The organism is Streptomyces sp. SCSIO 30461 (assembly GCF_037023745.1).
Classification (GTDB): domain Bacteria; phylum Actinomycetota; class Actinomycetes; order Streptomycetales; family Streptomycetaceae; genus Streptomyces.
Map to the genome: position 1 here is coordinate 1,595,785 of NZ_CP146101.1, position 12,662 is coordinate 1,608,446.

Annotated in this window: 11 protein-coding genes and 1 riboswitch; of the genes, 6 read left to right on the plus strand and 5 right to left on the minus strand. The window is 69.7% G+C overall.

The window, feature by feature from the left end; translation table 11 throughout:
• The first annotated feature begins 256 nt into the window (after positions 1-256).
• The 6 genes from V1460_RS07330 (at position 257) to def (ending at position 6,102) form a co-directional block, all read left to right on the plus strand.
• Positions 257-904, plus strand: a complete 648-nt coding sequence (locus tag V1460_RS07330; protein WP_407077417.1) for a sigma-70 family RNA polymerase sigma factor — start codon at positions 257-259, stop codon at positions 902-904.
• On the plus strand, positions 901-1,218 hold the full coding sequence (gene rsrA, locus V1460_RS07335; protein ID WP_338672865.1) for a mycothiol system anti-sigma-R factor: 318 nt from the start codon (positions 901-903) through the stop codon (positions 1,216-1,218). The genes V1460_RS07330 and rsrA overlap by 4 nt, the downstream gene beginning before the upstream one ends.
• A gap of 270 nt (positions 1,219-1,488) precedes the next feature.
• Complete coding sequence (locus V1460_RS07340; RefSeq protein WP_338672866.1) at positions 1,489-2,913, plus strand: HD-GYP domain-containing protein; 1,425 nt, start codon at positions 1,489-1,491, stop codon at positions 2,911-2,913.
• Positions 2,914-2,924: 11 nt separating this feature from the next.
• The gene (locus V1460_RS07345) at positions 2,925-4,292 is read left to right on the plus strand and encodes an HD domain-containing protein (protein WP_338672867.1); all 1,368 of its coding nucleotides are present in this window, start codon (positions 2,925-2,927) and stop codon (positions 4,290-4,292) included.
• Between the two features lie 135 nt (positions 4,293-4,427).
• The gene (locus V1460_RS07350; protein WP_338677938.1) at positions 4,428-5,408 is read left to right on the plus strand and encodes a hypothetical protein; all 981 of its coding nucleotides are present in this window, start codon (positions 4,428-4,430) and stop codon (positions 5,406-5,408) included.
• Between the two features lie 67 nt (positions 5,409-5,475).
• Positions 5,476-6,102 carry a peptide deformylase gene (def, locus tag V1460_RS07355; protein WP_338672868.1) on the plus strand — a complete coding sequence of 209 codons (627 nt, stop codon included), beginning with the start codon at positions 5,476-5,478 and terminating at the stop codon, positions 6,100-6,102.
• Positions 6,103-6,231: 129 nt separating this feature from the next.
• On the opposite strand, the gene V1460_RS07360 is transcribed toward def, so the two are convergent.
• From V1460_RS07360 to V1460_RS07380, 5 genes are all read right to left on the minus strand, one after another.
• Positions 6,232-7,269, minus strand: a complete 1,038-nt coding sequence (locus tag V1460_RS07360; RefSeq protein WP_338672869.1) for a ribonucleotide-diphosphate reductase subunit beta — start codon at positions 7,267-7,269, stop codon at positions 6,232-6,234.
• Positions 7,269-9,680, minus strand: a complete 2,412-nt coding sequence (locus V1460_RS07365) for a ribonucleoside-diphosphate reductase subunit alpha (RefSeq protein WP_338672870.1) — start codon at positions 9,678-9,680, stop codon at positions 7,269-7,271. The genes V1460_RS07360 and V1460_RS07365 overlap by 1 nt, the downstream gene beginning before the upstream one ends.
• A gap of 129 nt (positions 9,681-9,809) precedes the next feature.
• Positions 9,810-10,004: riboswitch (cobalamin riboswitch) on the minus strand.
• Between the two features lie 70 nt (positions 10,005-10,074).
• Positions 10,075-10,578, minus strand: coding sequence for a GNAT family N-acetyltransferase (locus V1460_RS07370; RefSeq protein WP_338672871.1), 504 nt, complete (start codon positions 10,576-10,578; stop codon positions 10,075-10,077).
• Between the two features lie 97 nt (positions 10,579-10,675).
• Entirely contained in the window at positions 10,676-12,301 is a 1,626-nt protein-coding gene (mctP, locus tag V1460_RS07375; RefSeq protein WP_338672872.1) for a monocarboxylate uptake permease MctP, read from the minus strand.
• Positions 12,298-12,585, minus strand: coding sequence for a DUF3311 domain-containing protein (locus V1460_RS07380; protein ID WP_338672873.1), 288 nt, complete (start codon positions 12,583-12,585; stop codon positions 12,298-12,300). The genes mctP and V1460_RS07380 overlap by 4 nt, the downstream gene beginning before the upstream one ends.
• Positions 12,586-12,662: the final 77 nt, after the last annotated feature.

Below are 12,662 nucleotides of genomic sequence, written 5' to 3' on the forward strand. Positions count from 1 at the left end.
CCGGGAATCCGTGTGGGCATGGGGAATACCGGCGGTGTCGCGTCCGTTGACCCCGACACCACCGCACGAGCTTGGAGAGGAAGTCCGCCGCATGGGTTCGACCATCTGCCCGAACCTCCCGCACGCCTCTGACCTGCACTGGACCGTGCTTCCGGCACCCAGGAGCGGAGCCGTTCAGGCGGCGGGCGGAGTGGTTGGTCGTCTATCCTCCGATTCGAGCGGGTCCGCTTTCGGTCCCGCCCCAGCGTTGGAGGAGGTGGGTCCGGTCACTGGGACCGACGACGGCCGCACGGAAGAGACGGCCGCCGAGCGCAACGCACGATTCGAGCGGGACGCTCTCGGCTACCTGGACCAGATGTACTCGGCCGCGTTGCGCATGACGCGCAATCCGGCCGATGCCGAGGATCTCGTCCAGGAGACGTATGCCAAGGCGTACGGCTCGTTTCACCAGTTCCGTGAAGGCACGAACCTCAAGGCCTGGCTGTACCGCATCCTCACCAACACGTTCATCAACTCGTACCGCAAGAAGCAGCGGGAACCCCAGCGCAGCGCGGCGGAGGAGATCGAGGACTGGCAGCTGGCGCGTGCCGAGTCGCATATGTCGACCGGTCTGCGTTCCGCCGAGTCCCAGGCGCTCGACCACCTGCCCGACTCCGACGTGAAGGAAGCGCTGCAGGCGATCCCCGAGGAGTTCCGCATCGCGGTGTATCTGGCGGACGTCGAGGGCTTTGCGTACAAGGAGATCGCGGACATCATGGGTACCCCCATCGGTACGGTGATGTCCCGACTGCACCGAGGCCGTCGCCAGTTGCGCGGAATGCTCGAGGACTACGCCCGTGAGCGCGGGCTGGTGCCCGCCGGCGCCGGGGAGTCGACGAACGATCGGAAAGGCTCGGGCTCATGAGCTGCGGAGACCCGCATGAGACGGATTGCTCTGAGGTGCTCGACCATTTGTACGAGTTCCTCGACCGTGAGATGCCCGACGCCGACTGCACCAAGTTCGAGTCGCACTTCGAGGAGTGCTCCCCATGCCTGGAGAAGTACGGCCTGGAGAAAGCGGTGAAGAAGCTCGTCCAGCGCTGCTGCGGACATGACGACGTGCCGTCCGATCTGCGGGCGAAGGTCATGGGCCGGATCGAGCTGATCAGGGCCGGCGAGGCGGTGCCGGAGCAGGACGTGACGGTCGGGACGGAACTGCCGGGCGCGCCGGCGCAATAGCGGGGCCGGTCCGCGGCCGAGTGCGATCGGCGGCCGTGCAGCGGCCGTCCGTACGTCCGTCGGGGACGCGATATCCGTGGAGGGGCGCATCGACGCGATGCGCCCCTCACGTGTGCCCGTTGTCATGCGAAGTCACGTACCTTCACCCGATGGTGCGAACCGTTGCTCTTCCGTCGCTGCCCGCTGTTCGACTCGCTAGCCTGGCGCTCTGTTTCGGTGGATGGCCAGGGGCGGTCGGGACGGGGGTCGCCGAGGGAGGGCTGCGGGCGGGTGAGAGGCATTCCGGGTAGGGCGCGCACCCTGATTCTGTGCGCCGTGGTGTGCGCCGTCGCGAGTGCGCTGCCCGCCCTGCGCCCCGGCGCGCAGGTGCCCTGGACGGATCTCGCCCTGCTCGCCGGGGCATACGCGGCGGGCGAACTACCCCTGCGCCCCTCGCTGGGACGCTTGGGGCTCTTACGCGGTCGGCCGGATGAGACGACCTCGCCGGCCGGTGCCGGATCGCTCTTACCCGTACTGCTCGCCGCGGCGCTGGTGCTGCCGCCCCCCGCCGCCGCGCTGGCCGCCATCCCCGGTGGGCTCGCGGCGCCCGTGGACCGCACACCCGTCGCCGCCCGGCGGCTGTGGCGGGCCGCCCAACTCGCCCTGGCGACGTGGACCGCCTCCTGGGCCGCCGTGCTGGGCGGAGGGCTCGGGGCCGCCCCGGCCTTTCCCCGGGTGCTGCCAGTGGCCCTGGTGTCCGTGCTGGTGTTCTGCCTGGTGCTCACCGCCCTCGACGCGGCGATCCTGGCCACCGCCGAGCGCTCACCACCGGCTGCCACCTGGTCGGGGCTGCTGCCGCGCTCGCTCACCCCGCACCTGGTCCACGGACTGGCCGCTGTGATGGCGGCCGTGTTGTGGCACAGCGCCTACGGGCCGGTCTCCGCGCTGTTCGTGCTGCTGCCGGTCTACATCTCCTCATGGGTGTTCGCCCAGTACCACCACGAGCGCGGGACCCACCGAGCCACCATCCGGGCCCTGGTCCAGGCGGTCGACATCAAGGACGAGTACACCCGGGGCCACAGCGAGCGCGTGGGCCGGGCGTCCGTGCTGATCGCGCGTGAACTGGGTATGGAAGGGGAACGGCTGGAGGTCATCCGTTTCGCCGGCATTCTTCACGACGTCGGCAAGCTGGGCGTCCCCACCCGGGTGCTGCGCAAGGACGGCCCTCTCACCCCCGAGGAGCGGCGGGTGATCGAGCTCCACCCGGAGTACGGGCACGAGATGATCCGCGGCATCGGCTTCCTCGGGGACGCCAGAGCGGCGATCCTGCACCACCACGAACGGATCGACGGCAGCGGCTATCCGTACGGGCTCGCCGGGAACCAGATCCCCGAGTCCGCGCGGGTGGTGGCCGTGGCGGACGCGTTCGACGCCATGACCTCCAGCCGCTCCTACAGCAGGGCGCGCCCGGTCTCCGAGGCCGTCGAGGAACTGGAGCGCTGCGCGGGCACCCACTTCGACCCGCGCATGGTCAGCGCGCTCGTCAGCGCGCTGTCACGGCACGGCTGGCAGACGGAGGTCACAGCGGACGGGCCGCACCTGCCGACTGCACCGCCGCCGCGAGCACCGCGGCTTCGGCCACGGGACCCCCGGACGGCGGCACCGGTTGCCCGTACGGCCTCGGGCCGTACCGCCGCCGACGGACACCGGGCATGAGGCCATCGGGCATGAAGCGCAGGCCCGCACGGGCCGCGGCCGGTGCCACGGCCGCCCTGTACACGGCGGCCGTGGCACTGGCCGGGACGGCCCTCGTGCGGACCCTGTGGCACGGCATCGAGGACCCGGGCATCGCCCTCGCGTTCTGGGTGCTCATAGCGGCGGGCGAGCTTGCCCGCCGGGGCCCCGCCGACCCCGCGAACGCTCCCTGGGCCCAGGCGCCGCCCGCTGCGCGCCCGCTCATGTCCTACGGGTCCTGGGGCCGGGAACCGGCCCCCATCGGAGTGGCCGGAGCACTGGGCTACGCGCTGCTCGGCGAATGCGCCGGTCGCAGCACGGGCCACGGTGCCTTCCAAGTCGTCGCGGTCGTGGCCACCGGCGTGCTGGCCGGTGCCGCACCGCATATCGCCAGGGGTCGTGGCCCGGCGCCCGACCTCATCGCACGCCGGGTGCTCACCCTGGGCTTCACCGCGGTCTGCTTCCAGCCGCTCTACAACGCCGGCGCTCTGGTCGGCAGCCTCGGCAAGGGCCCGGCCTACGCCCTGTACCTGCTGCTGCTCCTCGTACTCACCGCGCTCTGCGACGCCGTGCTGGCCGCACTGATCCAGTGGACCCGCGCCGTCCCGCACTGCGTGCGCTGCACGGAAGCCGTCCGCACACCCTTCGGCCCACTGCTCCGCGACGAACTGCGGGCGTTCCCCGGCATCGGTTCGGCCGTCTGCGCGACCGGCGCGGTGATGTCGCTCGGCGCCGCCGTCGCCGGGCTGTGGGCGCTGCCCGTGCTGTGCGTACCGCTGTTGCTGGCCCAGGTGGCCTTCCGGCGCTACGCAGGGGCACGCGCCACCTACCGGCAGACCATCGCCTCGCTGGCCCGCGCCACCGAGGTCGCGGGCTACACACCCCGCGGCCATGCCCGCCGGGTCGCCGCGCTCAGCACCGCCGTGGGCCGTGAGATGGGTCTCGCCGGGCCCGATCTCGCGGTCCTGGAGCATGCGGCGCTGATGCACGACATCGGGCAGTTGTCCCTGGTCGACCCCGTACCGGAAGGTGCCACGGCCCTGCTGCCGGAGGCGGAGCAGCGCCGTATCGCACTCCTCGGCGGGGCCGTGGTGCGCCAGAGCGGTGCCCCCGCCGCTGTCGCGGCGGTTGTGGAGCGGCAGGCTGATCCGTACCGTGAGCAGCCGCTCGCCGCCCGGATCGTCCGTGCGGTCAACGCGTACGACGACTTCGACGGCGCACGCCCGGGCGACGCACTGGGGGCACTGGAGCGGCTGCGTCTGTGCACGGCCCACGACTACCAACCGGAAGTCGTGGATTCTCTCGCACGGGTGCTGTGCCGGGGCTGTGGATCCCCTCCGGTCTGGGTAACCCATGGGTAATGAGCGAGCGTCCGACCGGGCATGGTTGGATGCGATTGACGGCAGACACAAGCGACACGGCGAGACTGGCAACACGCGAACAGGACGACATTCGTGTCCGGGGGAAGTGACCCGAGCGACCGGCAGGCGGGAATCGTGAGGATCTTCGGGAAGGTACGGCATCGGCCGTCCGCCTCATGGCGGCAGGCCACCGACCGCGCGTTCACGCTGATCGGTGACGGCCGTTACGAGGACGCGGGCGCACTGCTGACCCGTGCGGCGGATCTGGAGCCCTGGCTCTCGGAGTCGTGGTTCAACCTGGCGCTGCTGCACAAGTTCCGGCACGACTGGGAGCAGGCACGGGCCGCCGGTCTGCGCGCCGTGGCACTCCTGGACAAAGAGTCCGGGGCCCCCGACTGGTGGAACGTCGGTATCGCCGCCACCGCCCTCCAGGACTGGCCGCTCGCCCGCCGAGCCTGGCAGGCGTACGGGCTGCGGGTCCCCGGTGAGGCCACCATGGGCGGTGAGCCCCTCGGTATGCAGCTCGGCAGCGCTGCCGTGCGCCTCTCGCCGGAGGGCGAGGCCGAGGTCGTGTGGGGCAAGCGGCTCGACCCGGCCCGGATAGAAGTGCTCTCCATTCCCCTGCCGTCGTCCGGCCGCCGCTGGGGTGAGGTGGTGCTGCACGACGGCGTCCCGCACGGTGAGCGCACCACCGCCGCTGGGCACAGCTTCCCGGTGTTCGACGAGATCGAGCTCTGGGCTCCTTCGCCCGTCCCCACCTGGGTCGTGCTGCTCGAGGCGGCGGCGGAGGAGGACCGGGACGCCCTGGAGCGGCTCGCGGCCGACGCCGGATACGCGGCCGAGGACTGGTCATCGTCGGTGCGGCTGCTGTGCCGGGCCTGTTCCGAGAGCGAGATGCCGAGCGCCGAAGGCGAGGGCGAGCACCTGGATCCGCACGACCACAGCGAGCCCGGCCACCCGGGGCCGCTCGGGCACCGTACGGCGGGGGATCTCTGGGTACCGGAGCGCGAATGCGGTATCGCCGCGCCCACCGGACTCGTGCGGGGGCTGCTGGACGGCTGGGTCGCCGACAGCCCGGACACCCGCGAGTGGCGGGATCTGGAAGAAGTCTGCTGACCACCTCGGACAGGGCCGTAGGCTGTACGGGACAGCGAGCAGGGATTTCAGGAAGGCTTACGGCGGCATGGCGCAGCAGACGGACGAGCAGATCAGCGACGGCTTCGTCGTCGACACGGAGGACTGCGAGGAGCGCGAGCAGGCGCACCGCGAGCGCGGCACGGCCCGTCCCATCACCGTCGTGGGCAACCCGGTGCTCCACAAGGAGTGCCAGGACGTCACCGAGTTCGACGACAAGCTCGCGGCACTGATCGACGACATGTTCGCCAGCCAGCGCGCAGCGGAGGGCGTGGGCCTCGCGGCCAACCAGATCGGTGTGGACCTGAAGGTCTTCGTCTACGACTGCCCGGACGACGAAGGCGTGCGCCACACCGGTGTCGTGTGCAACCCGGTGCTCCAGGAGCTGCCGCCGGAGCTGCGCGTCCTGGACGACTCCAACGAGGGCTGCCTGTCCGTCCCGACCGCGTACGCCGCGCTGGCCCGCCCGGACTACGCGGAGGTCCACGGCCAGGACCCCGAGGGCAACCCGGTCAAGGTCCGCGGCACCGGATACTTCGCGCGCTGCCTCCAGCACGAGACCGACCACCTCTACGGCCGGCTGTACATCGACCGGCTGTCGAAGCGGGAGCGCAAGGACGCGCTGAAGCAGATGGCGGAGGGTACTCCCCGCTACGAGACCGTCCCGAACGACTGAGCGGTCCGCAGGACCGAGCTTCCTGCCGGCGGCGGTTCCCGCAGAGGTGCCGGCAGTCCGAGGGCCCCGGACCACGCGCGTTGCGCGGTGGCCCGGGGCCCTCGGATCAGTCAAGGGGCGCCTGGACGGTCAGAAGTCCTCGTCCAGGTCCACCGAGCCCTCGACCGCTACCTGGTACGCGGACGGGCGACGCTCGAAGAAGTTGGTCAGCTCCTGGACGCCCTGGAGTTCCATGAAGGCGAACGGGTTCTGCGAGCCGTACACCGGGGCGAAGCCGAGGCGCACCAGCCGCTGGTCCGCGACGCACTCCAGGTACTCGCGCATCGACTCGGTGTTCATGCCCGGCAGTCCGTCACCGCACAGGTCGCGGCCGAACTGGAGCTCGGCCGCGACGGCCTCCTTCAGCATCTCGGTGACCTGGTGCTGGAGTTCGTCGTCGAAGAGGTCTGGCTCCTCCTTGCGGACCGTGTCCACGACCTCGAAGGCGAAGTTCATGTGCATGGTCTCGTCGCGGAACACCCAGTTGGTGCCGGTCGCCAGACCGTGCAGCAGACCGCGCGAGCGGAACCAGTAGACGTAGGCGAACGCCCCGTAGAAGAACAAGCCCTCGATGCAGGCCGCGAAGCAGATCAGATTCAGCAGGAAGCGACGGCGGTCGGCCTTGCTCTCCAGACGGTCGATCTTCTCGACCGAATCCATCCACTTGAAGCAGAACTGGGCCTTCTCGCGGATCGAGGGAATGTTCTCCACTGCGGCGAAGGCGGCGGCCCGGTCGTCCGGGTTCGGCAGGTAGGTGTCCAGCAGCGTCAGATAGAACTGGACGTGCACGGCCTCCTCGAAGAGCTGGCGGGAGAGGTAGAGCCGCGCTTCGGGGGAGTTGATGTGCTTGTAGAGGGTGAGCACCAGGTTGTTCGCGACGATCGAGTCGCCGGTCGCGAAGAACGCGACCAGCCGGCCGATCAGGTGCTGCTCGCCGGGGGAGAGCTTGGCGAGGTCCGCGACGTCGGAGTGGAGGTCGACCTCCTCGACCGTCCAGGTGTTCTTGATCGCGTCCCGGTAGCGCTCGTAGAAGTCGGGATAGCGCATCGGGCGGAGAGTCAGCTCGAAGCCGGGGTCGAGCAGGTTCTTCTCGCGCTTTGCCGGGGCGCTGGTGGCTTCGGTGGACATTACTGGCAGGCCTCGCAGGACTCGGGGTTCTCAAGGGAGCAGGCGATGGCGTCCGCGTCGGGAGCGGCCTGCTGTACTGGGATTTCCCCCGCCGAAGGCCGGGGGAGGATGGTGGCGGCGGGGGCCGCGGCGGCGGCCGACGGTGTCCCGGACGCGGCGCGGGCGATCCGGGTGGCCGGGCGGGAGCGCAGGTAGTACGTGGTCTTCAGGCCCTGCTTCCAGGCGTACGCGTACATCGAGCTGAGCTTGCCGATGGTCGGCGTCTCCATGAACAGGTTCAGCGACTGCGACTGGTCCAGGAACGGGGTGCGGGCCGCGGCCATGTCGATCAGACCGCGCTGCGGGATCTCCCAGGCAGTGCGGTAAAGCTCCCGCACCTCGGCGGGGATCCAGTTGAAGCCCTGCACCGAGCCGCTGGAGTCACGCAGCGCCTCACGGGTCTGTGCGTCCCACACGCCCAGCTGCTTGAGCTCGTCCACCAGATACGAGTTCACCTGGAGGAACTCGCCAGACAGAGTCTCGCGCTTGAAGAGGTTGGAGACCTGCGGCTCGATGCACTCGTACACGCCCGCGATCGACGCGATGGTGGCGGTCGGGGCGATCGCGAGCAGCAGCGAGTTGCGCATGCCCGTGGTGGCGACCCGCTCGCGCAGGGCGGCCCACCGCTCGGGCCAGTTGAGCTCCACGCCGTAGTGGTCGGGGTGCAGTACACCCCGCGCCGTGCGGGTCTGCTCCCAGGCGGGCAGCGGGCCGTTGCGCTCGGCGAGGTCGCAGGACGCCTCGTACGCCGCCAGCATGATGCGCTCGGCGATCCGGGTGGACAGCGCCTTCGCCTCGGCGGAGTCGAAGGGCAGCCGCAGCTTGAAGAAGACGTCCTGGAGGCCCATGGCGCCCAGGCCCACCGGGCGCCACTTGGCGTTGGAGCGGCCGGCCTGCTCGGTCGGGTAGAAGTTGATGTCCACGACCCGGTCGAGGAACGTCACGGCGGTGCGGACGGTCTCGTCCAGCCGCTCCCAGTCGATGTCCCCACCAGGGGTGACGAACGCGCCCAGGTTGACCGAGCCGAGGTTGCAGACGGCGGTCTCGCCGTCGTTCGTGACCTCGATGATCTCGGTGCACAGGTTGGAGGAGTGGACGACGGTGCCCGGCTCGGCGGTCTGGTTCGCCGTACGGTTCGAGGCGTCCTTGAAGGTCATCCAGCCGTTGCCGGTCTGGGCGAGCGTCCTCATCATGCGCCCGTACAGGTCACGGGCCGGGATCGTCTTGCGGGCGAGGCCCGACTCTTCCGCCTTGCGGTAAGCGGCGTCGAACTCGTCGCCCCACAGGTCGACCAGCTCCGGCACGTCGACCGGTGAGAACAGCGACCACTCGGCGTCGGCGTTCACCCGGCGCATGAACTCGTCCGGGATCCAGTGCGCCAGGTTGAGGTTGTGCGTACGCCGCGCCTCCTCACCGGTGTTGTCGCGCAGCTCCAGGAACTCCTCGATGTCCGCGTGCCAGGTCTCCAGGTAGACGCAGGCCGCGCCCTTGCGCCGGCCGCCCTGGTTGACGGCGGCCACCGAGGAGTCCAGGGTCCGCAGGAACGGCACGATGCCGTTGGAGTGCCCGTTGGTCCCGCGGATCAGCGAACCGCGGGAGCGGATGCGGGAGTACGAGAGGCCGATACCGCCCGCGTGCTTCGAGAGCCGTGCCACCTGGTGGTAGCGGTCGTAGATCGAGTCCAGCTCGTCCAGCGGGGAGTCGAGCAGATAGCAGGAGGACATCTGGGGGTGCCGGGTGCCTGAGTTGAAGAGCGTCGGGGACGACGGCAGGTAGTCCAGTCGGCTCATCAGCCGGTACAGCGCGCCGACCTCGTCCACGGCGCGCACCGACTCGTCCTCGGCGAGTCCGCAGGCGACCCGCAGCATGAACTGCTGCGGGGTCTCGACCACCTTGCGGGTGATCGGGTGGCGCAGCAGGTAGCGGCTGTAGAGGGTGCGCAGTCCGAAGTAGCCGAAGCGGTCGTCGGCGGCCGGGTCGACCAGCGCGTCGAGTCGGGCGGTGTGCTCCTGGACGAAGGCGTGCGTACGGTCCGCGATCAGGCCCTCGCGGTGGCCCACGGCCACGGACGCGGCGAATCCGGTGGCCCCTTGCGAGGCCGCCTCGTCGGCGATGGTGAGGCTGAGCAGCCGAGCCGCGAGCCGCGAGTACGCCGGGTCCTCGGCGATCAGACCCGCGGCTGCCTCCGTGGCCAGCTCCCGCAGTTCGGTCGCGTCCGAGCCCGCGTGGCGGCCACGCAGCGCTGCGGCGGCGACCCTGCCGGGGTCGGTGTCGGGGAGGTCGGCGGTGAGGTCGGTCAGGGTCCGCAGCAGCGCGGTTCCTGGCCCATCGGCGAGCTGCGATGAAGCAGGGTCTGGCGGCGCGATGGTCACGGGGGTGCTCTCCCTCACTCGGCTCGGGGCCGGCGGGGAAGGTGGTGCGGGCGTGTGTCTGGGCAGCACAACGCACCGCGTCCACCGGCCTGATCCGCGAGGCCCGGACGTCTCGGCACCCGGGCCGGTCGGACCGGGTGCGTTGCCGACAGGTCCTCGGACTCGTGGGTGTGCACTCACGGGCACGCGCGCACACGGGTACGCCGCACGGGCACGCCTCATGGGTTCGCGAAAGGAGCGAATGCAGACCGACTCACCGTTGCGGGACAGTTCCGGATTTCCACCGGATTCCCCTGCTGCGGCAACGGAGTCGAGCATACATGTAGGGGCGCGGCGTTGCCGCGCCCCCCACATGTTGTGTCGCGGTGGGTGTCTTACCCCGAAGTGCCGGTTCTCAGAGCTCAAGCGCGTACGTCAGCAGCGGGTCCAGTTCCGCGAAGGGCGACCAGTCCCGATCGGGGGTTCGCACGAAGCCCATGCGCTCGTAGATGCGGTGTGCGGCGTGCATCTGCTGATCGGTCGACAGCACCAGCCGGTGGCAGCCGTCGACAGCGCGGGCCCGTTCGAGGCATGCCATGACGAGAGCCTCTCCGATACCCCGCTTGCGGGCTTCGGTGGCGACGACGAGCATCCGGAACTCGGCCTCGTCTTCGCGTGCGACATCGGCGTAGGGCCTCGCTCCCAATGTGAACGCCACTCCGCCGAGGATCCGCCCCGAGCCGTCGACGGCGACCAACACATCGGACTGCGCCGCCCTCCCCGCCGTGTCGCGCAGCACCGGGAGATAGGGGTCGTCCTTCCCGAAGGCCAGTAGTCCGTCGTCCAGATAGGTCTGTGCGGTGAGCTCCCCGAGGCCGCTGTACTCCTGCGGTTCCACCAGTCTGATGATCACGTCCATCCGGGCAGTGTCCCGCACATGGCGGGGGGAAGCGCACCGGATAACGACGTCTGGCCGCCGCCCCTTCGAGGGCGGCGGCCAGACGCCGTCAGACGGGTCAGTGGGTCGCGGCGGTCAGTTTCGGGGCTTCCGTCTCGACCCCAGGGTCACCCGCGTCCGCCGTGTAGTCCTCGGGGGAGGTCTCGTCCACACCGTCCGGGGCCTTGGCGGCGCGCAGTACGAAGGTGAGGACCACCGTCACCAGCACATTGAGCACGAACGCCGTCAGGCCGATGTAACCGATCTCGCCGATGCCCGGGATCTCGGCGGACGAGCCACCGAAGTGCTTCTGGGTCGGGCTCGCGACCCCGTACGCCGCCATCGTGCCGTAGAGCATTCCGACGGCCCAGCCCGCGAGCAGCGCCCAGCGGTGGAACCAGCGGGTGAACAGCCCGCCGACCAGGGCAGGGAAGGTCTGGAGGATCCAGATGCCGCCCAGCAGTTGGAAGTTGATGGCGACCGTCTTGTCCATGGTGAGCACGAACACCAGGGCGCCCACCTTCACCAGCAGCGACACCAGCTTCGAGACCCGGGTCTCCTGTTCCGGGGTCGCGTCCGGTTTCAGGAAGTCCTTGTAGATGTTCCGGGTGAACAGATTCGCCGCGGCGATCGACATGATCGCGGCGGGCACCAGTGCACCGATGCCGATGGCCGCGAACGCCACCCCCGCGAACCAGTCGGGGAACATGTTCTCGAACAGCTGCGGAATGGCGAGCTGCCCGTTGGCCACCTTGACCCCGGCCGCGATCGCCATGAACCCGAGCAGGGCGAGCAGTCCAAGCATCAGCGAGTAGAGGGGCAGTATGGTCGTGTTCCGGCGGATCACCTCACGGCTGCGCGAGGACAGCGTGGCGGTGATCGAGTGCGGATACATGAACAGCGCCAGTGCGGACCCGAGTGCCAGCGTGGCGTAGCCCCAGTGGCCCATCTCGCCCGGCACCAACGCGCCGAAGGGCTTGTCCGTCTTGGGATTGGTCTGAGAGAGCGCGTCACCAGCCGTGGCGAAGATCTCGCCGAAGCCACCCAATTTGATGGGGATGTAGATGATGGCCACCGCGATCACCAGATAGATGAGAGTGTCCTTCACGAACGCGATCAGCGCGGGCGCCCGTAGACCGGACGAGTAGGTGTACGCCGCGAGCACGCCGAAGGCGATCAACAGCGGCAGGTCCTTGATGAACCAGTGGGTGTTCTCGCCGCCGCCCACGCCCATCACGTCCAGTACGGCCTGAATGCCGACGAGCTGGAGCGCGATGTACGGCATGGTCGCGAGAATGCCGGTGAGAGCCACCGCCAGTGAGAGGCCCTTGGAGCCGAAGCGTCCGCGGACGAAGTCCGATGTCGTCACATAGCCGTGCCGGTGCGAGACCGACCACAGGCGGGGCAGGAACGTGAAGATCAGCGGATAGACCAGGATGGTGTAAGGCACCGCGAAGAAGCCCGCCGCGCCCGCCGCGTAGATGGCCGCGGGCACGGCGACGAAGGTGTAGGCGGTGTAGAGGTCGCCGCCGAGCAGGAACCAGGTCACCCAGGTGCCGAACGAGCGTCCGCCCAGGCCCCATTCGTCCAGGCTGTTCTCGTTCTCCGCCCGGCGCCAGCGTGAGGCCAGGAAGCCCATGACCGTGACGGCCAGGAAGAAGAAGACGAAGACGGCGAGTGCGACGCCGTTGACACCGTCCTTCACAGCGACATCCCTTCCTGATCCTGCTCGCGGCGGGGAGTCCGCTGCTCGCGCCTTGCGCGCTGGTCACGCTTCCACAGCTGGTACGCGACCATCGTCAGGGCGGTCGAGATGAGCACCCAGAGCATCTGATACCAGTAGAAGAAGGGGATTCCGGCGAACGCGGGGTCGGTCCTCGCGTACGAACCGACCCAGAGCATCGCGACGAACGGCGCGATAAGACAGAGGGCCACCACCACCCGTGCCGGTGTGACGGCCGGTCTGCTCCCCGCTGATACTTCGGACATGAGCGACTCCGTTCCCTCGGTTGCCTCGCTGGTCAGCCGAGTCGCCGAGCAGCTGGGCTGCCGGCGCTGAGCTGCTG

Coding starts and splice junctions, on each gene's coding strand:
- rsrA (WP_338672865.1), top strand. CDS start 901: ATGAGCTGCGGAGACCCGCATGAGACGGATTGCTCTGAGGTGCTCGAC.
- V1460_RS07345 (WP_338672867.1), top strand. CDS start 2,925: ATGAAGCGCAGGCCCGCACGGGCCGCGGCCGGTGCCACGGCCGCCCTG.
- V1460_RS07360 (WP_338672869.1), bottom strand. CDS start 7,269: ATGTCCACCGAAGCCACCAGCGCCCCGGCAAAGCGCGAGAAGAACCTG.
- def (WP_338672868.1), top strand. CDS start 5,476: ATGGCGCAGCAGACGGACGAGCAGATCAGCGACGGCTTCGTCGTCGAC.
- V1460_RS07380 (WP_338672873.1), bottom strand. CDS start 12,585: ATGTCCGAAGTATCAGCGGGGAGCAGACCGGCCGTCACACCGGCACGG.
- V1460_RS07370 (WP_338672871.1), bottom strand. CDS start 10,578: ATGGACGTGATCATCAGACTGGTGGAACCGCAGGAGTACAGCGGCCTC.